Genomic DNA, 18,937 nt, shown 5'->3' on the forward strand with positions numbered 1-18,937 from the left:
CCGGACGACGCGGCTCAGGCGGATTCATTGGATGAACGTCAATGCTGATCGGGCGCGTCTGAAGTCACTGGGGCAAGGACGAAACGATGCCGGTGGAGAAATGGGCTATAGTGATCGATTGTCGCTAGCCCGTTATTTCTCGTTCAAGAGCCTGCTGATGCGTCTTCTCTGCTTCACTTCATGGTGTGTTTTCTGGGTCGGGTTTCTTGCGCCGGCGGTTTCCAGGAGTGACGATGCGATTGGTGTCGGTGCCCGGGCGATCGTGGGGGCAGAGCTGATCCTTGATGGGTCGCGAGAAATGCTGGACGAGAAATGGACTTACTGGGAAGGCCCTCGGTTCAGTTCTTCACTGCCAATCAAATGGAAGGTGGTCGAGGATCCGGTGGACGATGGAGCGGCGATCATGACTGATGATCCAGCCGCGGCAGGGGGCAAGTACGGAACCGCCGACATCGTGACCAAGCAGAAATTTCGTGACTTTCGTTTGCACGTCGAGTTTCTGATTCCGAATGCGGGTGGCAATAGCGGCGTTTACCTGCAGAACCGCTACGAGATTCAGATTCTGGATGGCGACAAGACCAAGCATGGGCTTGGTGCTGTGATCAACGAAACGCCCTCGCCCTATCATGCCTACAACGGGCTCGGCAAATGGAATGCTTACGACATCCAATTTCGGGCGGCTCGATTTGAACAGGGCACGCTTTCCGAGAAGCCGATGGTGACGATGTACTTCAATGGTGAAAAAGTTCATCTCAATCAGCAGATCAACAAAGTTTGGGGCGGTGCCAATTCCGGAATCGACGGTGGTAACGACAACGGATTTGGAATCACGGACACTCCCGGTGGCATCAAATTGCAGTGTGAGGGTCACGAAGTGCTCTACCGAAACATCTGGATCAAGCCGATCGAACTGAGCGACCCTAGCACGGATTTTTAGAACGATGACCAAGCCATTGCGAATCGGCAGAATCAACTTCGACCACTTGCACATGAGCGAGCTGCTGCGCATGGCGCACGATCATCCTGAGGTGGAATTGGTTGGCGTGTGTGACGAGCAACCTCAGCGGATGCAAGGTGCGATCACGGCGAGGAGGGCGTCGCGATCTTGCCGACCCTTGCGGTTTTAGCTTGCGTCGTCGAACTCGATCGCGATAGCCGGCTGCATCGTGGTCGGATTGCAATGCAGAAAGCCGATGTGCTTGCTGCTGATCTTGTTTTCGTATGAGCGGCTGAAGAACGACGATTTTTTGTCGAGTTGTAACTGACGGTAAAACAAACGCCCGCGGAGAAAGTTCCTCCGCGGGCGTTTCGGTTTTCAGTTCGTCTTTCGACTTACAGTTCGACGGATTCCACTTCGCGGACGAAGCGGGATGCGTCATTTTCGAGGAACGATGCGACGACGTTGAACACGGCGTCACTGAAGCCGCCGATGTTCAGGATGTCGTCTCGCTCGGGTGCTTGCGTGGTTCCGTAGGGTTGAATGTCGATGCAGACTAGCTTTGGATCGGCAACGCCGAGTCCACGCTGGGTCTTCTTGAACTTCTCCCACTGCGTCATCGTTGAAGTTTGACGAGTGAAGGGTGAAGTGTGAAAGGTACCGACTTGCGAAACGCCATTTGAAATCCAACTCTGGTTGTCGCTGACCAGCACGATGCCTGCGAAGGCTTGCTTCGCGTAGCGTGTGTTGGCTTCGACAAATGGCAACGAACAGTCCGTTCCTCCGCCTCCGTACTTCGACAAGCGTGCTGACAGTGACAGGATCGAATCGCTTGGATCGACCTTGGCCTTGTAAGCTTGCGTATCGAATGGAATCACGACGCTGTCTGGGTTGCGACGCAGGATCGCTGCTGCGAACAGAGCCGCAACATCGACGCATCGCATCTTTGACGTTCCGACCCCTCTTCCCGAACGACCCGCACGGTTGCCCGTGCCCCGATTGCCAGTAACTGGACATCCCATCGAACCAGACGTGTCGAGTCCGATGATGACCGGTCCAGGCAGCGTCGGTACGTTTCCGCACGCGATCTCGGCAGCGTCATGCAACGCCGTCTTGATCTTGCTTGGAACCTCGTCCGATGCGTTCATGTAAGCCGCCAGGAACTGGTACGGGAACTGACGGCTGCGAGCGATCGCGTCGCGGTCAGCCAGTTGGCCAGCCACGTAGTCAATCATCGCGTTGTCGGTTCCCGCGAATCCGAGGCTACGAAGTGCTCCGTTCGCCTTGGGCTTCTTGAACACGTCGTGACGCAAAAGCGTGTTGAGGTTCATTCGCAGTGCTTGCGGACCCATTTGTCGGGCAATCGCCTTCCAAACGAGCGGACCCTTGGCTGCGTCGGCTAGCAAGTCCCATCGAACTTGCAGGTCGCCGGCGATCAGCGTTTGGGTTTCGGCCGTGTCGGCTGCTCGGTAAGCGACCAGTGACTGAACCGTCGATGGCAGGTTGTCAGCCGTAGCTGGTGCCCACTTCTCGACTGGCTTGTCGGTCAACCATCCGAACAACGCTCGACGCGCGTCATCCTTCGGCGTCGGACGTGCCATTCGCAAGATGTCTCGCAGGCTTGGATCTTTTCCGATCGAAGCTGAGAGCAACTTGCCAACAGACGCATCGTTCAGCCAACGTTGGAACGCACGCTGCAGCGAAGACGACAGTCCCTTACGACCGAACTGTCCGGAACGAGTCATTTGGAAAACGGTGCGCAGAACGCGGCCGTTATCGGCGACTCGGTCGAAGACTTGGTGCATGAGCTTGGTGTCTCGCGTCGACAGTACGACCAGCAGCGCTGCGGGCATGTCCTTCATGTAAGCACGCTCACGTGAGTAGACTGCCAGCTTTGCCAGGAATTCGTTGTCGTCGATCTCGTCGATCAGCTTTCGCATCGCGTCGAGTTGGTTTTGCGCGGACGCGTAGTAGACGTTACCGAACGTGCCCGTCGCCGCCATTTGGGCGAGCGCGTGCTTCGCTGACAACTTGTACGCAGGGCCGCCTGCTTCGTTGACAACAGTCGCTCGTGGCAGGACGCTGGTGATGCTTTGGAATAGAGACTTGTTGGCCACGGGAGAAGTTTGAATGGTGAGGAGTGAAGTGTGAAATGGAGAAGCGTGCGGTAGTGATGCAGATTCGGTAGTCTGTTGGGGATGAAGACTGACTTGCCTGACCGGACGTTCGCGTTTGCAAAGCGGATTGTGAAACTCTGCCAGTCCTTGGAAGACCAGGCGGGTGTTGCTCAAACGCTGAGCCGGCAGCTGATTCGGTCAGGCACGTCAATCGGTGCGAATGTGGAGGAAGGGCAAGCGAGCCAAAGTCGGAAGGACTTCCGGCTGAAGTACAACATTGCCTGCAAGGAGGCACGCGAGACGCTGTATTGGCTACGGCTGCTTGCAGAAACGGATGTCGTTCCCACGGACCGACTCCAGCCGATGATGGAGGAGTGCGACGAGCTGGTCGCAATCTTGACATCAATCGTCAAGAAGCTCCGCGACTAACTTTCACTCTTCACCCATCACTCTTCTCACTTCATCGATGTACTCCGAATCGGCAGTCGATCGTGTGCGCTTTCTATTTCGTTTTCTTCTTGGTGGTCTTTCCCATTTGTTTCCAAAGGGAACGGCCGTTGTCTCGGTCGAGACGGACGAGTTGTTGCTGTCGTGTGTCGAAAGCGATCAGGTTTCCCTTGGGTCGCTTCGCGTAAACGAACGGCAAGCAAACGGCGACGACTTTGTGCGGTTCGCCGGCTGCGCTTGGCAGGTAGCGAAGTCGTACGAGTTCGTCGATGGGTTGCGAGATTCCTGAGCAGTCCCAGAGGTAGGACGGAAGCTCGATGATCTCGCTGAGGATGGTGACGTAGTCACCTTTGGCGATGTCTTCGCCAGCGATCCGGGCCGCGACGGTGGTCACGGTTTTGGATCGGGATTCGGTTGTGGTTTTCATGGTTCCGCAATCGTTGAAAGAGTGAATTGTGCATGTGTGTTCTCTGTTGGGGAGCGAGTTGGACTACTCGCGGCCGGTCGGAATGGCAAAACAGGAATGTAAAACACGCATAGTTCGATCTCTCGAGACGATTGGGGAAAACGCGATTGACGAAGTGGGTCGATCAGACAAATTCGATGCTCTACCCACTGAGCTACGAAGCGAACGCGAGGATCGCTTCGGTGGGACTCGAACCCACGACAGTCGAGGTGATGTAGTCCAATCTGGCAGTCAATCGTGTGCTGTAAACGCGGCGACGAAGTGTTGATTCAGATCACAAACGTGTAGGAGTCGAACCTACCGATCGTGTTTCCACGATCCCCAGACTCGCTGGACGCTATCGTTGGTGGATGTAGTCCGAACCGGCAGTCGCCGTGGTTTGGTTGAAGACGGATCGACGAAGGGACAACTCAGATGTTTCACATTGACAATATGTAGTCCGAGCCTGCAGTCGATCAGTCAGAAACGCTGGTGGGAGTCGAACCCACTTAAACCGGGTTGCAGCCGGTTGCCTGGCCATCTGGCTCCAGCGTTGAGGTAGTCTTTAGGGATTAGTCTTTAGTCTCTAGGAAGACAGGGGAATGGAATGCGTGATCACAGGAAATTGCGTGCATTTGAGCTGGCCGATGAATTGGTGTTGGATGTGTACCGTGCAACCAAGACATTTCCACGCGAGGAAATGTTCGGGCTGACATCGCAACTTCGTCGAGCCGCCGTTTCGATCGCATCCAACATCGTCGAGGGTTGCGCTCGACAATCGCAAGCAGACTTCGTCAGGTTCCTCGACATGGCGTTCGCGTCTGCACGCGAAGTGGAATATCAGCTCAACATCGCTGGGCGGCTCGAGTATCTGCCAGCCGATGTCGCCAAAACGCTCAACGACAAAGTCGTCGAGACATCGAAGGGAACGTATGGGCTACTCAAATCGCTTCGCAGCGATTCCTGATTGCTAGAGACTCAAGGCTACAGACTATTTACTCCGCCAGTAGTCATCGCGATTGACGCCATCACAGACGCCCCGATCGAAGGCAACAACGTTTGAACCGCTGACCGCTGCCGCATGGACACAGGTCGTTGCGGCCGAGTTTTTCCTCGAGTTGCTTGCCTTGGATGATTCGGACTCCGCGTTTGACGTTGGTTTCGGATGGGTAGCCGCGGCGGCGTTTACTCATCGGCTCGAAAGCAGTGGTCTTCGTCGTATTGCTCGACGTTGTGTTCGTATCGCATGGGTCTGCTCCGTGTTTGAGGTCTCGATCGTCAACTGCAGTGTTCTCGCCAGGAATTGAACCTGGTCCGACAGTTTCGAAGACTGCCATGCTGTCCAGCACACCCGCGAGTCAGTTGGTTGTTTTCTTCATTCATAGTCACAAGAGCCGACGACTGGGTTCGCACCAGCATGAGCGAGCCATGAAAGAAACACGACCAAGAGCGGTGCCTTTCTGCATCGAGCCACGTCGGCTTGGAAAATGGCCCCGCACCGAAGTGCGGGACCGAACTTCAGTCGATGAATGCGACATGTCGCATTGCGATCGACTCGTTTTCAGTGTTCATCAGGACTTGGTGCCAACCGTTCAAGATGATTGTCTTGTGATCCGGATGGCGAACTCGTCCGCGAACGAACACGCTTGGGTTTCTACGTTGAGCGACCCAGTGCAGGTGACGAAGTTCAGGCTTACGACTGATCAATCGCATTCGCTGTCCTTCGGTCAATCCGTTCGGGTGCTGGTTACTGATGTAAACCAGTTGTCCACCCTGCCGAACCACTTCTTCGCAAATGTGCGGCTTTCCACCACCACGTGCGATCGGCTCGCTGCGTAGAACGAGACGCTCATCGACCAACGCCGGGTTTTCGACCGGGACGAAGAACCACTCGCCCTGACGGATGATCGCTTCATTGCGTCGACAATTCCGCTTTCGCGGCTTCACGCCAAGACGGTTCTCAAGTGCTCGCACCGCAACCGGCTTGAGCGCGTCGAAAGCTGTCTTCACAGATGAAACGGCTGCCAATTCAGGAACAGCAGCAACGAACCAATGTCGCTCGTCGTGTCCGCACAAGAACTTGTGCTTTCCGTCGTCTTGTCGCGACATCAGCAGCAGGTGCCGCATTGAAGGCTGAACGTCGATCACCTGCGTTTCGGCCAACTGTGGTGGCTGAATCGAGATGTCGAAGAACTCGCCCTCGGCGTCGTTGCCGATGTCGATCGAAACTTTTTCACGGAGAGCCGTTCCCCAACGCCGAACTATCGGCGGATGAACGTTTGCTCGAGCACCAATCCGCGTGAATTGACGCTCAATCTGACGCATGCTCATGACATTGCCTTTCAAAAGTGTCAAACAAGCGAATGGATGCCGGCAGCCAACGTGACTGCGAATATCGGCAGTAGCCCGACCAGGAATCAAACCCGGAACTTCTGGTTAGAAGCCAGAGATGATGTCCGTTTCACCATCGAGCCCTTTCAATCAAGCGGAAGGAGAGGGAGTCGAACCCTCAAGGCACCATCAAGATGCTCGTCCGGCTAGCAACCGGATACCGTCGCCCATCGGATTGCCCTTCCGTTAATGAGTGGACCGGAAGGGAATCGAACCCTTCTCACCGATCTTGCAAGGATCAGTCGCCCCCTTGGAACATGCCAGCCCATTTGTTTCAAACGTCACTCAGAGGTCCGTCCGGGAATTGAACCCGGTCTTCGTCCATACCACAGACGCGTGCTGCCGCAACACTTACAGACCTTGTCGTTTCAGTGATCACGGATGGAATCGAACCATCGGTCTCCTGCTTGTCACGCAGGCGTCTTAGCCGCTGGACCACGCGATCGTTGAGGAAGCGATTAGCTGTTAGCCGTTAGCTTTTCCTCCTGAGCGAAAAGCTATTTCAGTAGCGGATCCGGGGGTCGCACCCGGCGGCCCGAGCTTATGAGGCTCAGTTGGGCACTGGCCCATCCGCGTCGTTGTCGCAACTGAATCGCGAAGTAGCCAAGGCGAGAGTTGAACTCGCACGCCAGAAATGGCACGACATTCTGAGTGTCGCGTGTCTACCGGTTCCACCACTTGGCTATGTTTAGATCGAAGTACTGCGGGAGGGAGTCGAACCCTCAAACACGAACGTTTGAAATTCGCCGCTTTGCCGGTTTGCGTACCACAGCATGTTGAATCAGTACTGAGGGCGGGAGTCGAACCCGCAAGCACTTGTTCCTAAGACAAGCGGCTCGCCGTTGGCCTACCTCAGCGTTTGTGAATGAGTGGAGCGCCGGGGAATCGAACCCCGATTTTCTGCTTGCAAAACAGACGTCTTCCCGTTGGACGAGCGCCCCATGAATGAAGCAAGAAGAGTGATGAGTGGATAGCGAAAATGGTTCGCCTCGGGAGTTTCACTCTTCAAGCTTCCTTCCGTGCTACGCATGCAGTCGCGGAGCACTGTCGCCCGTCGACTTGCGATGGTTTTTGATCGCCTTGTGCGAGTCAGGAAGTTGGTCGCCTTCGACAACTACGTCACCGACGCTTTCGACCACCCAGCCGTCGACCCAACCAACGCTGTCGTCCCGAAGTCTCAGCACTCGGCCGACCTTGGCAAATTCTCGCGGAATGAACGAAGTCATCTGCTCTAATCCGCCGGCGATGCTGCGTCTCATCGCACATTGCACGTACTTCGTGTTTCTGGACATCGTCGTTCTCCATGGTTAAGTGCGGGCCAGCGTCACCACGACGCCGGCAGTAGTCCCGGATGGAATCGAACCATCGTTTCCTGCGTGTAAAACACGTGTCGTAGCCGTTGGACCACAGGACTGTGTTTGTCGATCCGGAGAGCACGTCCCCAAGGATTTGAACCCTGACTTACTGGTTTGGAATCAGCAGTGCTACCGTTACACCAAGGACGTGTTTGAAGTGGGAACGCAAGGAATCGCACCTCTCGCCGACTACCACACAATTAAAGGCAGAAGGGTTACAACCTCCCGTGTGGAAACGCTCCCAAGTTTTCGTCAAACAAGCGGAAGCCGTGGGACTCGAACCCACAACGGTTTGACCCGCAGCTGTTTTCAAGACAGTGTCCTCATCCGGCCGGGTGACTTCCAGGAATAGCGTGTTAGCACTTAGCGGGTTAGTCGTTAAGCAGATACGTAGGTGTCATCGTGTATGTGAGCCGTTTGGCGTTAGCCACGGTTCCCAAGCAAAACCGGGGCTGACGCCCAAACGGCTCACAAGTTGAAACCCAATCAATCCTGCGTGCCTGCTTGGCAAAACCCGGTGGCAGAAAGCTAATCGCTAATTGGCTAACAGCCAAAAGCTAGCCAAGTGACGTGAGCGGGAATCGAACCCGCGGACTCCTGGATGAAAACCAGACGATTCTGCCAACAGAATCTACCACGCCGTTTTGTTGCTTCGGTCGAAGCGAGTACCGCATGGGAGTATCGATCTCCCTCCTGCTGTTAGAAAGACAGCCGACCTAGCCAGTAGTTGAATGCGGCGAATTGAAAGCGATGGCAACGGGAGTCGAACCCGCAGCGACTTGATAGACAATCAAGCTTCCTTCCCAGAGGAACTTGCCACCGAAAATCTTGACGCGAGTGTGACCGATCGGAATTGAACCGACATGGACTTCGTTCACAGCGAAGTTCCTGAAACCAATACAGGACGGCCACAGCTCCATAGGCTGGAATCGAACCAGCGGCAAACTGATTAACAGTCAGTCCGAGCCACCAACGGCTCCCCCATGGATTATGGATTCAAACAGCACCGGAGACTGGAATCGAACCAATGAACGACCCCCTCGGCGAAAAACACAGCCAGAGTCAGGTGCAGCGACCAACAACTGCTATTCCGGCGTAACTCAAACTTGCAAAGCACTCCGTCCGGGAATTGAACCCGATCTGCGAGCTTCAAAGGCTCACGTCGCGACTACGCGCCGGAGACAGTTTTCGACAATGAAGAGTGCCCTGCGGGAATTGAACCCGCCTATCTGAGTTGGAAGCCCAGCACCTCTGCCGCTCGGCCAAGGACACGATGAATATTTGAATTCGGAAGGATGAAGTGTGAAACGAAGCGAGCTATTTCACACTTCTCGCTTCATCCTTCCGACTTTTGCAAAGCGCCCAGTGGGAGTCGAACCCACACTTCCGCCATGGCAAGGCAGCAGGCTACCGCTACATCATGGGCGCAAAAATGCATCACTACCAAACTGTCAAAGATCAATACGCCGAAGCGTTCAAGAGCACCGAGCCGGAATCGAACCCGCATCACCTCGTTACGACGGAGGAGTCTTGCCGTTAGACCATCAGTGCTGGAGTAGCATTTAGCGGTTAGCTCTTGGCAACTAGCTTTCCAGTGCTGGAGCTAATCGCAAACGGCTAATAGCTAGTTGCTATTTCCAAGTGGGATCGGTGAGAATCGAACTCACATCGCTCGGATTAAGAGTCCGATGCATTACCTTGTCTGCCACAATCCCATGTGTCGTCGTTGTTTCGTTTCAGTCGGCGTGGCGGGAATTGAACCCGCGACCGTCGCCTTATAAGGACGCCTGCGGAAGTTTGAAATGTGAAGGGTGAAGTTTGAATGCACACAGCGGCACAACCATTTCACTCTTCACCCTTCTCTCTTCAAACTTCCTGAGTGGTAGCCCCGAGGATCGAACTCGGCACAACCTCGTTATCAGCAAGGCCTGGACAACCAGCCCTCGACTACCATCTGTCGTTTCAAAAGTCGGACACCTCGGAGTCGAACCGAGAGCCTCCTGGTCCCAAACCAGGCGTGCTTCCATCTGCACCTGTATCCGATGTTGTGTTGCTTCCGTCGCCGCAGCGTTTGCTGTCGGCGCATATCTTCCTTTTCAGTGGGCCGGGAGACGCTCGAATCCTCGTCTGCGGTTCCTCCGACCGCCGCCCGCGTTAGCCAATAGGGCAAGCCCGGCGTCTCAGCTACCAGCCCAAATTGGGTTCGTTGTTGGGGTTGCCCGTTCGATGCGGACACGAAAAAAGGCTCGCTGTCCGTGTGACACCGAGCCTTCATGAAGAAGTCGTTCGCTTTTGAAAGCGAGTGTCACATCAGACGTGGGAACGCCGGGGCATTGCAATTCGACGGCTCGCAATGGACTGCCAGCGAGGCGAAAAGACTGCCTTCGTGTTTCTGTTCGAGTCGACTGGAATGGATATTCGTTGACATCAGAAAGCTCGTTACTCGCTCGTCGATGGATGTGACTTGGGTGTTCGGAGAGATAGACGCGTTGACGTCACGAGGGTTCGCGCAAAAAAAGATGATTCTTGCAGTGTCCCGCCATGCCACATCCGTTTGCTGGAAGCAAGACCCCGTGGAACCGGAACCCGCCATCCAGCACAATCTGTTGACACGGCCAGATCCACTCAGCATCCGAAGCGTGACGAACTGCATGCGGTGGATCCGGTGTTCCCGTTTTTCAAGCCCCAAACCACCACTTGAGATATGCCCCTGAAAGTGAGCGAACGCGCTTCCAGATGGAAAGCAATGCTGAAAGAACCATCGCCGGTAAAAAAAATTGAGAACGCGCTCGACATTGCGTCTGATTCTTTTGCTCTTGTTGAAAGCCAACCAGCTTCGTCGGCAACACAGAAAGAAGTGATTGCCGACTTGCGATTTGCAATTGGCGACCACTCAACTGCGGCGAGTCTACTCGCGCTTGGAAGCTTGTCTACTGAGCTTCGTCGGTACATCTTGCAACTCGCAAGGAACACATTGGCCGCGACGCCACAAAATTCTCAAAAGCGGAGACGCTCTGGTCCCATATCAGCGGGGTTCTCATGGACCCACGTTCTGAAGCTGGGAAAATTAAAGCACTCCAAAACTCGGAAACTCAATTCTGCTCGTCGCATGCTACTCAAAAAGTCGGTTCGTGAAGGGTGGTCGAGCGCGGAGTTCAGCAGGGCCATCACCGCGTGGAACGCCGAGCAGTCCGATCGACCGGACACTCAAAAACAGATTCGACCGACACAGATGATCACCCAGGTGGTCCAAAACACATCATCCCTCACCGATTTGCTAACTGAATTTGCCGCGAAAGCACGTTCGTCTGATGCTGTTCGTATCAAAGCCCGTGATTTAGACAAAGCGGCTGAACAATGCGAACTCGCGATTGAGGATCTCAAGGCATTGACTAAGTCCGCAGGTGAAGCGTCCAAACGGATTCGCGAAATCCAGAGCGAGGTGAAACGACGACTTGATCCTTCCTAGGACTAACGGATCACGGATGCTGGAAGCCGGGGGCCAGTCCCGGGCGGAAGAGGGCCGGAATCGTCGCAGCCAAACCTACCAAACACACAACACTTATACCCGTGTATACGGAAGAGCACAAAAAACACACACAAACCGACCCTTTTCCCCGTCTTTTCCGCACCCAAACGCCCCTCGACCCCGTGTAAATCTTTTTCAGTGCTCTGACGGAGGGCAAAATGCTCAAAATTCAGTGAAATGGCAGTCCTAGCTGGGCGCCCAAAACGGCATCCCTGGCGTTCAATGACAGGACATCACTGCAACATTACACCATGCACTAAATTTGCAGACCATTTGCGCTACATAGAGGTGAAGGTGGCAGCGTTGCCACCAGCACTTTTGTACGCAGGGAGATTGACGCATGTCTCACGTGGTTCAGATTGCGACGCAGGTCCGGGACGCGGCAGCGGTCCGGAAGGCTTGCGATCGACTGGGATTGGACGATCCCGTCGAAGGAGAGGTGAAGCTGTTCAGCCAGACCGTCTCGGGTCTGGCAGTTCAGCTTGCCAAGTGGCGATACCCGGTCGTCTTTGACCTGACGACGGGCGAGTCGAAATTCGACAACTATCAGGGGCACTGGGGCAACCAGAAAGAGCTCGATCAGTTCTTGCAGGCTTACGCCGTCGAGAAGACCAAGCTGGAGGCTCGACGCAAGGGCTACTCCGTCACCGAGCGTTCGCTTGAGGGCGGAAACATCCAGCTATCCGTCAACGTGGGAGCTTGAGCGATGAAGATCATTCAAGTGATCGTTGCGCCCGATGGCTCAACGAAGATCGAAACGGAAGGCTTTGCCGGCAGTTCCTGTCGCCAAGCCAGTGAGTTTTTGGAACATGCCTTGGGTTCTCGGCAAAGCGAGCGTATGAAATCGGAGTTCCACCAAAGCCACGAATCCAACCTCAACACACAAGCCCGGCAGCACTGACGCTGATAGGGCCTTCTTTTTGTATCCACTCAACCCTTCAATCAGGAGCGACGCTCATGTCACTCACAACACGGATGCGAGAACTCGTTGACGCTTGCTTCAGCGGCACCTACATCCACTCGCACGAACACGAAGATGCAATCTCGGAACTGGCACGTCTCTGCGATGCAGAGGAATGGCGAATGTCAATCTGGGACGTTGATCGCGGGATGAGCCCTTCCATCCCTGATGGTGACGATCCGCTGGGGGCGATTCACGCGTTTCAAAGCAACGAACAGGAGGGGACGCATGTCTTGATCCTGCGGAACTTCCATCGGTTCCTCCAGTCCGCTGAGATCGTGCAAGCGGTCCATCATGCGGTGGTGGCTGGTAAGATGACTCGCAACTTGCTGGTAATCCTGTCGCCCGTCGTCGACTTGCCGGTGGAACTGGCGACACTTTTCATGGTTGTCGAGCATTCGAGGCCGTGCCGTCGCCAGCTCCACGACATCGCACGCGGTGTGGCGGTCGATGAGGCCGAACGTCCTGCGGATGACCAGATGTCCGCTGTCTTGGATGCCGCTTCCGGGCTGACACGACTCGAAGCTGAGAACGCGTTTTCGCTTTCTCTGGTGCGTCATCAGCGTTTGGAACCCGACGCGATCTGGGAGATCAAGACGCAGACACTCAAAAGCTCTGGGCTGCTGACGCTTCACCGAGGCGGCAACGGCTTCGATTCGCTTGGCGGACTCTCGTCGCTCAAAGCGTTCACTCGTCGAGCACTGATGCGTTCTGATTCCGAGGGGCGGGCTCGCGCTCGCGGCGTGATGCTGCTGTCTCCACCAGGCTGCGGCAAGTCGGAGTTTTGCAAGTGTCTCGGCACCGAAGTCGGACGACCGGTGCTGACCCTGGATGTTGGCAGCTTGATGGGCTCGCTTGTCGGCCAGTCCGAAGAACGGACTCGCCAGGCACTCCGAACCGTCGATGCCATGGCCCCCTGCGTGTTGATGATCGACGAAGTCGAAAAGGCATTCTCTGGAGCGACTGGATCAGCGAATGACAGCGGTGTGTCGTCCCGAATGATGGGGACGTTTCTGACTTGGCTGAATGACCACGAGTCCGATGTTTTCGTCGTTTGCACAGCCAACGACGTGAAGCGCCTGCCGCCCGAATTCAGCCGAGCCGAACGGTTTGACGGTGTGTTCTTCTTGGATCTCCCCGGGAGGACTCAGAAGGACGAGATCTGGCGACTGCATCGAACGCACTTCGGAATCGCTGACGACGAAACGATTCCCGTGGACGATCAGTGGACGGGTGCCGAGATCAAGTCTTGTTGCCGGCTCGCTGCGTTGCTGGACGTCTCTTTGATGGAAGCAGCCAAAAACGTGGTTCCCGTGGCGACGACGTCTTCTGATTCTGTGGAGCGACTGCGTCAGTGGGCCAACGGAAGGTGTTTGTCATCGGACCATTCGGGGTTGTTCCAGACAGCCACCAACCATTCAGCCCAAGGCCGTCGAGTGCGGACTGCACCTTCGGTCAACTGACTCTCCACGACGCCGGGGACCGATCCCCGGCGAGAGTTGATTGAATTCAATTCCCTCAGCCAAAAAGGAATCTCTCGATGTTTCCAATTTTGATTGTTTGCATACTGCTGTCACTTGCCCTCGCTATAGCGTGTTTGCTTGTGCTCCGCCTTCGGCAGCAACTCGGCAGTTTGCAAGCCCTGTTTTTTCTTTTCTCACACCGGGATCATCAGCATGCGACGCCCTCGAAGCCAGATACGTTTTTGGATAACGCTTCCCCTGGTGATGAGTCTGTTTAATGCGTTCGTTGGATGCGGGCCGTCTGGTCGTGATTTGACTGACGCCCAATGGTTGAAACTGCAACAGGAGATGCAGACTGAACGCGCGGAAGTCGGACGACAACGCGACCAACTGGAGGCTGATCGCCGCGAATGGGATGAACGGGAACGTAAACACACACTGCTGGCATCTGCACTTGAAGCCTCCTCGTTGTTGCTGGCATGTGTCCTTCCATTGGTCGTTATCCTATTTCTGCTTTGGCCACGACCTGAACCAATCGGAAGCCAAGCTGTCTGCGAAGCATTGCTTGACGAAGCTTTTTCTCCACCGGAGGCGACCAGGGCAAAGATCGAGGATCCCAATCGATCGCCACGCAGCGAGCAAGCTGCACCTGGCATCTCCTGATCCAGTGCGTCCGTCCAAACTGGAGCATTTCTGAACTTTCGACACCCCATCGGCCATTTGGTCGGTGGGGTGTTTTCGTTTCATTTCATCCACACTTGAAGAGGAAGACCTCATGTCAATTTCGATGCAAACCCAACCGGTTGATTCCCAGCCAGTCTCGACCACCAACCCCATGGCCAGCGTCAGCGAACGCTTGCAAGCCGAGACCACGGCCGTGCGGTTGAGGATCCATTGGCCTAGCGTCCGCAAGACGCTGAGCAGCGATCAAACCCGGCAAGCGGCCGGAACGTTCGATGCCGATTCCAAATCGGTCTCCGCCTCGAAGAAGCTATTGGACACCAGTCACCCGGCATTCCGTGCTGCGACCGCTGTCCGCAAGCAGGCCGCTGATCACTGGAAGGCCAACACGTTGCCTTACACCGAACCTGGCATGCGGTTGATCAAGCGAGTCGATGTGCCCACGTTCGACGTGTTCATGACTTCGGTGCGAGCCGAACTGAATGAAGCGGTCGAGCAACTGGAGCTGCACTTCGACGAACTGATCGATCAAGCTCGCGAGCGGTTGGGCGATCTGTTCGATCCAGCTGACTACGAGGTGAACCTGCATCGTCTGTTTGGGATTGAGTGGGATTACCCCAGCTGCAATCCACCGGAGTATCTGCTGCAGGTCAGCCCGCAGTTGTACTACAGCGAATGCAGCAGGGTGCAGCGTCGTTTCGATGAAGCAGTGAAGCTCGCCGAGCAAGCGTTCGCCGATGAACTCGAACAGCTGGTCACTCATCTCGGCGAAAGACTTCGTGGCGACGGCGAGGGTTCCCCCAAAGTGTTCCGTGACACCGCAGTGACCAACCTGACGGAGTTTCTGGACCGTTTCCAGCGATTGAACATTCGATCGGATAACCAACTGGACCGCCTGGTGGCGGATGCTCGTCGCATCGTCGGCGGCGTGATGCCTCAGCAGTTACGAGAACAGTCGGAAATGCGTCAACGCGTTGCCAATGAGCTGTCGCGGGTGGAAGCGTCACTGGAAGGCTGGATGACCGAGCGTCCACGCCGAAGCATCCTGAGACGATCACGCTGATGCGAGCTTCCACCGAGATCGTCGTGGGGCGACAAGGTGAGCTGCGAATGATCTACGACGAGTCGTTGGATTTGCAGCAGTTAGGGCACGTTCATATTGAACGAGGCTCCCACGTCGAACCCACGAAGAATGGCCAGTGGACCGCGGACCTCTCACCGGTCGGCGGCCCTGTGCTCGGTCCCTTCGCGATCCGCTCGGACGCGATTGAGGCCGAGATCGAATGGCTGCATTGCCATTGGTTACTCCATCCCCAGAATTCTCATTCCAACCACAGGAACCTGCAATGACGACACGCATTGTTGTTGGCCTGACGCAAAAGATTGGGCAGCCAAACTTCGGAAGTTTGGGAGCAACTTGCCAGATCGAAGTCGACCTGACAGACAGGCCCGACTCAGCCAGGCTGACTGAACGCATTCGAAACTCTTTCACGCTTTGTCAGCGAGAAATCTCAAGGCAGCTGAATTTGCAAAGAGGCAATGATCCGTTGCTGCTTCCAGAGCCTGAGCCAGGCAGAAACGCGAGTTGCGGTACTCGCGAACCGTCGCCAAATCGAACGTCGCCTTCCCATCAGAGAAAGGCAACGGACGCACAGCTTCGAGCAATTCATGCGATCGCATCGAAAGCAAACGTCCGCTTGGGAACTCAGGTTCAAGCGGACTTTGGTGTTGATTCACCATCTCGGCTTTCGATTCGACAGGCCAGCGAACTCATCGAAAAACTCAAGCTTCAGCTGGAGCATCGGTGAGGGCTGCGCCGAGACAGTAGCGAGCGTCAATCCGATTTGGATTGACGCTCTTTTTTTAGCTACCGGACCATTTGTGAAATGGCCGCTCTCCGTTGCGGACGAACCGACAATCGAACGCGGAGTGAGTCCGAATCAAGCAGGTTATGCCACGAGGAGGAAGCCCAAGCGTTGGAAACCGTGATTTTCGCACTTGAGGTTCAAACAGCCGGTTTTATCCCCCGCGGACTTTTTCATATCGGGACATCTATCTCGGAAACCACGTGAATTGCGGCAGACAACACCTGCTGACCGTGCTGTCAGGGTGCGGACCGCCCCTCCACTTTCCCCCCGGGAATCCAGGATTTCCACCCCTATGCTGGAGCGTCCATCCGCACCGGAGCCCAAACGAGGGGCATTTTCAGGGGTATTATTGAGTCTGATTTTACCCCCTTCGCCTGCCGCGTCCGAGCACGTTTTCTGCGGACTTTTGCTAACGCGGCCTAATTCTTGCTAGCCGAGCTGAGAGAAGCCCACGAGTATCCTCTGGCTCGTGCAACCGCTGGTCCGCAACGATGATGCGATCAGCCATTAAGTTGTGTCGGTGATCTTCCGAGCCAGGCATCAGGTGTGCTGACAATAGCAAGATGATCGAAACAATCTCGAGATCGACTCTCTGATTTGGACGCAGCTCAAGATTGCGGAGCGTCTTTTCATCGCACTGGCAGTACATTGCGAGGCGGCGGATGCTGGGCTGATATTCGTATCCAGAGCGGTGGGCTCTCGGATTACGTCGGCAAGCCTCCAGGTAGTCCCAGAGTAGCAAACGAACGTAGGGGGTGCTGGAGTCATCATTGGCTTGTTCTTCATTCAACTGGAACACCAGAAGCTTTCTGAACAGATCGACCTCCTCGTTAGTCAAACGAGTTCCTGCGAGTTGACTCTCTTTTCCAGTCTCGTTCCAAGCTTCCCCAACAGCCGACTCACTCCGCCGCGTCTCTTCAGCGTTCTCGGGTCGGGGGTTCAACAAAGCGGACCTGCGGACCTTTTTACGGCGTTTCTGTTTCGAAGACGCACGGTTGGAACCCGGCTTCTTTCTCGACGGTGAATCTGTGTGAACTGAATTCGAATCCGCCGTGGCGGCCTGGGCGGCCGGTTGTACCTTCTCCGCTTCACTACGCTTCTTCCTTCGCTGTGCTTCGCGAATTCGCTTCCGTCGTTCGAGGTTCCTTTCCGTGACCACTGTTGGCGAGCGCTTTGTGACACGAAACATGCTGGGCTCTGGTTCGATACCGAGGACCAGCAATGCACCCAAGCGAGCACGTCCATCCAGCAAGCTCATGCCTTCGTCAATCAAAACCGGACGCATCAACCCGTGCTTCCTGATAGACCGGACCAGTTGATTGAACAAGTCACTTTTCAAAGGCCGAACTTCAGAGCAGTTCGGGTGGATCCGACGAAAGAACGATTGGTAGTGCAAGAGCAGTGTGGGAATCGACGGTTGTTCATAGCGGTTGCGTCGAGCTTGTTCCTTGCGTGTCATTGCATTTCCTCAATGCGTCAGGGCACCGATCAACGCCGAGACCCAACTCCAGTGGATCCGATGCCCTGACTGATCAGGTGACAGAAAGCGTTGATCCCCTGAGTGTCCGCACCTGCGGACATTTGCAAACTTTGTGAGAGCGGGCGTCTGGGCGAAGGCGAAGAGGAAGCCAGAGTCTGCAGTCGTCGCCATCTAAAAAAGGGTGGGGACGGCAGTCAGCGCGTCCGCAAGCTGCCGTCCAACGCAAAGCCAAGAAAGACCGTCAAGCAAACGGCCAGTTCCTCGCCCAACCTCTTTCTGCCGGGGCTCAGTCCCCGGACGACCGCTTCTTCACAGATCCGTTCGGTGATGCGTAAGGGATTCTCCCCGTTGCGGTCTGCACAGCAATCACCAGGCTGTTGGAACCAAATGCCTCCTCAGCACAACTTGGGAGGTCCGCATCACAGACACTAGGCGGATCTCGTTCGATTTCATGTCGGTCCCGTTCACCCAACAGATAGCCCTTGCGATTGGCCGGGTTCGTCCGAAGCGTCAATTGCCTAGGAGTGAGTCCCAGCCTGAGGACTGCGTCCAAGCAAACTTTGCAGCGAGCGTAGTTGTCGCCCAGACGTTCAAAGAAAGTTTCGAGGAAATGAGTCACCATAGGCTGTTGCTTCTCGCAGTTGCGTCGTTCGTCGAAGTAGCCGTAGTACAGATCGTGACATCGAAAGTACTTGTAGAAATAGGGCCAAGGCGTCATGTCGCGACGGCATACCCCCGGCAATTGCAAAAGATGCTCGAACTGTATCCCCTCGGCTGCAAATCCTGTTTTCCGATCAAACGACCAGCGACGGACGTCGCACATGTTTCCGCATCACTGGGCAGGCACGAGAGTGCGGGACCCTCAATGCGGCCAATGCATCTCTGCATGATCCAAACAGCTTCCTCAGCGACTCGATGTCTTTTCCAGAAAACGGTTGACTGCCTGAACGCTGGTGACTCTTTTGCCGCCGATACTCACGGTTTCCAGCTTGCAGTTCTTTAACCCTCGCGTGGCCCAGCGCCAGACCGTGGAGACATGAACTCGGTCCTGGAGCAGCGGCGGCACTTCCTTGAACTGGATGAGCTCCTCGGTGAGGAGTTTCATGGGGTTGGCAGCTTGCGATTTAAATGCCTTGTTCTTGTTGCCATGTGGCATAGTGACCTCCGGTGAATGAAAGAAACAGAAGGTCACATCAAAACGCATGCAACAGATGACTCAAGGTACGTTTTTTGAAAAGACAATTTCATTTCCGTTCACACCGT

The 18,937-nt window shown here is 55.4% G+C and carries 19 protein-coding genes and 22 tRNA genes; 10 read left to right on the forward strand and 31 right to left on the reverse strand.

The genetic code is table 11. From position 1 onward, the window contains the following. Positions 1–31 precede the first annotated feature (31 nt). Positions 32–937: a 3-keto-disaccharide hydrolase gene (locus tag UH5x_RS23870; RefSeq protein ID WP_482633943.1), complete on the forward strand. Its 906-nt coding sequence runs from the start codon at positions 32–34 to the stop codon at positions 935–937. 395 nt (positions 938–1,332) lie between these two features. On the opposite strand, the gene UH5x_RS23875 is transcribed toward UH5x_RS23870, so the two are convergent. Then, positions 1,333–3,054 carry a TROVE domain-containing protein gene (locus UH5x_RS23875; protein ID WP_482633944.1) on the reverse strand — a complete coding sequence of 574 codons (1,722 nt, stop codon included), beginning with the start codon at positions 3,052–3,054 and terminating at the stop codon, positions 1,333–1,335. An 81-nt stretch (positions 3,055–3,135) separates the two neighbouring features. Here UH5x_RS23875 and UH5x_RS23880 point away from each other — a divergent pair, with 81 nt between their 5' ends. After that, complete coding sequence (locus UH5x_RS23880) at positions 3,136–3,483, forward strand: four helix bundle protein (protein WP_482633945.1); 348 nt, start codon at positions 3,136–3,138, stop codon at positions 3,481–3,483. A 73-nt stretch (positions 3,484–3,556) separates the two neighbouring features. Here the strand turns inward: UH5x_RS23880 and UH5x_RS23885 are convergent, their stop codons facing one another. Both UH5x_RS23885 and UH5x_RS23890 read right to left on the reverse strand, forming a co-directional pair. Continuing rightward, complete coding sequence (locus tag UH5x_RS23885) at positions 3,557–3,928, reverse strand: hypothetical protein (protein WP_482633946.1); 372 nt, start codon at positions 3,926–3,928, stop codon at positions 3,557–3,559. 502 nt (positions 3,929–4,430) lie between these two features. After that, positions 4,431–4,501, reverse strand: a tRNA-Cys gene (locus tag UH5x_RS23890). A gap of 52 nt (positions 4,502–4,553) precedes the next feature. On the opposite strand from UH5x_RS23890, the gene UH5x_RS23895 reads away from it, so the two are divergent. Further along, positions 4,554–4,913, forward strand: a complete 360-nt coding sequence (locus tag UH5x_RS23895) for a four helix bundle protein (protein WP_482633947.1) — start codon at positions 4,554–4,556, stop codon at positions 4,911–4,913. Between the two features lie 61 nt (positions 4,914–4,974). On the opposite strand, the gene UH5x_RS23900 is transcribed toward UH5x_RS23895, so the two are convergent. From UH5x_RS23900 to UH5x_RS24015, 24 genes are all read right to left on the reverse strand, one after another. Further along, positions 4,975–5,139 carry an SEC-C metal-binding domain-containing protein gene (locus UH5x_RS23900; protein ID WP_482633948.1) on the reverse strand — a complete coding sequence of 55 codons (165 nt, stop codon included), beginning with the start codon at positions 5,137–5,139 and terminating at the stop codon, positions 4,975–4,977. A gap of 325 nt (positions 5,140–5,464) precedes the next feature. Then, positions 5,465–6,277: a hypothetical protein gene (locus UH5x_RS23905; RefSeq protein ID WP_482633949.1), complete on the reverse strand. Its 813-nt coding sequence runs from the start codon at positions 6,275–6,277 to the stop codon at positions 5,465–5,467. Positions 6,278–6,348: 71 nt separating this feature from the next. Further along, positions 6,349–6,420 (reverse strand) — tRNA-Arg (locus tag UH5x_RS23910). A 12-nt stretch (positions 6,421–6,432) separates the two neighbouring features. Further along, positions 6,433–6,522, reverse strand: a tRNA-Ser gene (locus UH5x_RS23915). A gap of 9 nt (positions 6,523–6,531) precedes the next feature. Continuing rightward, a tRNA-Ala gene (locus UH5x_RS23920) sits at positions 6,532–6,604 on the reverse strand. 105 nt (positions 6,605–6,709) lie between these two features. Further along, positions 6,710–6,782: transfer RNA gene (locus tag UH5x_RS23925), tRNA-Val, on the reverse strand. A gap of 155 nt (positions 6,783–6,937) precedes the next feature. After that, positions 6,938–7,021: transfer RNA gene (locus UH5x_RS23930), tRNA-Leu, on the reverse strand. Positions 7,022–7,036: 15 nt separating this feature from the next. Beyond that, a tRNA-Leu gene (locus UH5x_RS23935) sits at positions 7,037–7,110 on the reverse strand. Positions 7,111–7,122: 12 nt separating this feature from the next. Then, positions 7,123–7,194, reverse strand: a tRNA-Leu gene (locus tag UH5x_RS23940). Between the two features lie 13 nt (positions 7,195–7,207). Next, positions 7,208–7,278, reverse strand: a tRNA-Ala gene (locus tag UH5x_RS23945). An 81-nt stretch (positions 7,279–7,359) separates the two neighbouring features. Next, positions 7,360–7,629: a hypothetical protein gene (locus UH5x_RS23950; RefSeq protein ID WP_482633950.1), complete on the reverse strand. Its 270-nt coding sequence runs from the start codon at positions 7,627–7,629 to the stop codon at positions 7,360–7,362. Between the two features lie 50 nt (positions 7,630–7,679). Further along, positions 7,680–7,751 (reverse strand) — tRNA-Val (locus UH5x_RS23955). Between the two features lie 20 nt (positions 7,752–7,771). Beyond that, positions 7,772–7,842 (reverse strand) — tRNA-Trp (locus UH5x_RS23960). Positions 7,843–7,953: 111 nt separating this feature from the next. Continuing rightward, positions 7,954–8,036, reverse strand: a tRNA-Ser gene (locus UH5x_RS23965). A gap of 222 nt (positions 8,037–8,258) precedes the next feature. Further along, positions 8,259–8,333 (reverse strand) — tRNA-Glu (locus UH5x_RS23970). A 107-nt stretch (positions 8,334–8,440) separates the two neighbouring features. After that, positions 8,441–8,513: transfer RNA gene (locus UH5x_RS23975), tRNA-Asp, on the reverse strand. 17 nt (positions 8,514–8,530) lie between these two features. Further along, positions 8,531–8,604, reverse strand: a tRNA-His gene (locus tag UH5x_RS23980). A gap of 2 nt (positions 8,605–8,606) precedes the next feature. Next, positions 8,607–8,680: transfer RNA gene (locus UH5x_RS23985), tRNA-Asn, on the reverse strand. Positions 8,681–8,696: 16 nt separating this feature from the next. Further along, positions 8,697–8,787, reverse strand: a tRNA-OTHER gene (locus UH5x_RS23990). A 105-nt stretch (positions 8,788–8,892) separates the two neighbouring features. After that, positions 8,893–8,964: transfer RNA gene (locus UH5x_RS23995), tRNA-Gly, on the reverse strand. Between the two features lie 85 nt (positions 8,965–9,049). Beyond that, positions 9,050–9,120 (reverse strand) — tRNA-Gly (locus tag UH5x_RS24000). 52 nt (positions 9,121–9,172) lie between these two features. Continuing rightward, positions 9,173–9,243, reverse strand: a tRNA-Thr gene (locus UH5x_RS24005). Between the two features lie 91 nt (positions 9,244–9,334). Continuing rightward, positions 9,335–9,407, reverse strand: a tRNA-Lys gene (locus tag UH5x_RS24010). A 254-nt stretch (positions 9,408–9,661) separates the two neighbouring features. Then, positions 9,662–9,734: transfer RNA gene (locus UH5x_RS24015), tRNA-Pro, on the reverse strand. A 704-nt stretch (positions 9,735–10,438) separates the two neighbouring features. Between UH5x_RS24015 and UH5x_RS24020 the strand changes: the two genes are divergently transcribed. The 7 genes from UH5x_RS24020 (at position 10,439) to UH5x_RS24050 (ending at position 15,676) form a co-directional block, all read left to right on the forward strand. Then, positions 10,439–11,161, forward strand: coding sequence for a hypothetical protein (locus UH5x_RS24020; protein WP_482633951.1), 723 nt, complete (start codon positions 10,439–10,441; stop codon positions 11,159–11,161). A 400-nt stretch (positions 11,162–11,561) separates the two neighbouring features. Beyond that, complete coding sequence (locus UH5x_RS24025; protein ID WP_482633952.1) at positions 11,562–11,924, forward strand: hypothetical protein; 363 nt, start codon at positions 11,562–11,564, stop codon at positions 11,922–11,924. Between the two features lie 3 nt (positions 11,925–11,927). After that, on the forward strand, positions 11,928–12,122 hold the full coding sequence (locus tag UH5x_RS24030) for a DUF2997 domain-containing protein (RefSeq protein WP_482633953.1): 195 nt from the start codon (positions 11,928–11,930) through the stop codon (positions 12,120–12,122). A gap of 56 nt (positions 12,123–12,178) precedes the next feature. Further along, on the forward strand, positions 12,179–13,645 hold the full coding sequence (locus UH5x_RS24035) for an AAA family ATPase (RefSeq protein WP_047816391.1): 1,467 nt from the start codon (positions 12,179–12,181) through the stop codon (positions 13,643–13,645). 348 nt (positions 13,646–13,993) lie between these two features. After that, complete coding sequence (locus UH5x_RS24040) at positions 13,994–14,308, forward strand: membrane or secreted protein (RefSeq protein WP_150122672.1); 315 nt, start codon at positions 13,994–13,996, stop codon at positions 14,306–14,308. Between the two features lie 112 nt (positions 14,309–14,420). Beyond that, complete coding sequence (locus tag UH5x_RS24045; protein ID WP_236696547.1) at positions 14,421–15,389, forward strand: hypothetical protein; 969 nt, start codon at positions 14,421–14,423, stop codon at positions 15,387–15,389. Next, positions 15,389–15,676: a hypothetical protein gene (locus UH5x_RS24050; protein WP_047816390.1), complete on the forward strand. Its 288-nt coding sequence runs from the start codon at positions 15,389–15,391 to the stop codon at positions 15,674–15,676. The genes UH5x_RS24045 and UH5x_RS24050 overlap by 1 nt, the downstream gene beginning before the upstream one ends. Positions 15,677–15,814: 138 nt before the next feature. Here the strand turns inward: UH5x_RS24050 and UH5x_RS24055 are convergent, their stop codons facing one another. The 4 genes from UH5x_RS24055 to UH5x_RS24070 all read right to left on the reverse strand — a co-directional run bounded on the left by UH5x_RS24055 (position 15,815) and on the right by UH5x_RS24070 (position 18,878). After that, positions 15,815–16,066 (reverse strand): hypothetical protein, encoded by a 252-nt coding sequence (locus UH5x_RS24055; protein WP_150122671.1) that lies wholly within the window; start codon positions 16,064–16,066, stop codon positions 15,815–15,817. A gap of 537 nt (positions 16,067–16,603) precedes the next feature. After that, positions 16,604–17,521: a ParB N-terminal domain-containing protein gene (locus UH5x_RS24060; protein WP_482633954.1), complete on the reverse strand. Its 918-nt coding sequence runs from the start codon at positions 17,519–17,521 to the stop codon at positions 16,604–16,606. A gap of 439 nt (positions 17,522–17,960) precedes the next feature. Beyond that, positions 17,961–18,392 (reverse strand): hypothetical protein, encoded by a 432-nt coding sequence (locus UH5x_RS24065; RefSeq protein ID WP_482633955.1) that lies wholly within the window; start codon positions 18,390–18,392, stop codon positions 17,961–17,963. A 186-nt stretch (positions 18,393–18,578) separates the two neighbouring features. Continuing rightward, positions 18,579–18,878: a DUF1580 domain-containing protein gene (locus UH5x_RS24070; protein WP_236696546.1), complete on the reverse strand. Its 300-nt coding sequence runs from the start codon at positions 18,876–18,878 to the stop codon at positions 18,579–18,581. Between the last annotated feature and the right edge of the window lie 59 nt (positions 18,879–18,937).

Source organism: Rhodopirellula sp. UH5 (assembly GCF_056839225.1).

Coding starts and splice junctions, on each gene's coding strand:
- UH5x_RS23870 (WP_482633943.1), top strand. CDS start 32: ATGAACGTCAATGCTGATCGGGCGCGTCTGAAGTCACTGGGGCAAGGA.
- UH5x_RS23880 (WP_482633945.1), top strand. CDS start 3,136: ATGAAGACTGACTTGCCTGACCGGACGTTCGCGTTTGCAAAGCGGATT.
- UH5x_RS23885 (WP_482633946.1), bottom strand. CDS start 3,928: ATGAAAACCACAACCGAATCCCGATCCAAAACCGTGACCACCGTCGCG.
- UH5x_RS23895 (WP_482633947.1), top strand. CDS start 4,554: ATGCGTGATCACAGGAAATTGCGTGCATTTGAGCTGGCCGATGAATTG.
- UH5x_RS23900 (WP_482633948.1), bottom strand. CDS start 5,139: ATGAGTAAACGCCGCCGCGGCTACCCATCCGAAACCAACGTCAAACGC.
- UH5x_RS23905 (WP_482633949.1), bottom strand. CDS start 6,277: ATGAGCATGCGTCAGATTGAGCGTCAATTCACGCGGATTGGTGCTCGA.
- UH5x_RS23950 (WP_482633950.1), bottom strand. CDS start 7,629: ATGTCCAGAAACACGAAGTACGTGCAATGTGCGATGAGACGCAGCATC.
- UH5x_RS24020 (WP_482633951.1), top strand. CDS start 10,439: ATGCTGAAAGAACCATCGCCGGTAAAAAAAATTGAGAACGCGCTCGAC.
- UH5x_RS24025 (WP_482633952.1), top strand. CDS start 11,562: ATGTCTCACGTGGTTCAGATTGCGACGCAGGTCCGGGACGCGGCAGCG.
- UH5x_RS24030 (WP_482633953.1), top strand. CDS start 11,928: ATGAAGATCATTCAAGTGATCGTTGCGCCCGATGGCTCAACGAAGATC.
- UH5x_RS24035 (WP_047816391.1), top strand. CDS start 12,179: ATGTCACTCACAACACGGATGCGAGAACTCGTTGACGCTTGCTTCAGC.
- UH5x_RS24040 (WP_150122672.1), top strand. CDS start 13,994: ATGCAGACTGAACGCGCGGAAGTCGGACGACAACGCGACCAACTGGAG.
- UH5x_RS24045 (WP_236696547.1), top strand. CDS start 14,421: ATGTCAATTTCGATGCAAACCCAACCGGTTGATTCCCAGCCAGTCTCG.
- UH5x_RS24050 (WP_047816390.1), top strand. CDS start 15,389: ATGCGAGCTTCCACCGAGATCGTCGTGGGGCGACAAGGTGAGCTGCGA.
- UH5x_RS24055 (WP_150122671.1), bottom strand. CDS start 16,066: ATGGTGAATCAACACCAAAGTCCGCTTGAACCTGAGTTCCCAAGCGGA.
- UH5x_RS24065 (WP_482633955.1), bottom strand. CDS start 18,392: ATGACGCCTTGGCCCTATTTCTACAAGTACTTTCGATGTCACGATCTG.
- UH5x_RS24070 (WP_236696546.1), bottom strand. CDS start 18,878: ATGCGTTTTGATGTGACCTTCTGTTTCTTTCATTCACCGGAGGTCACT.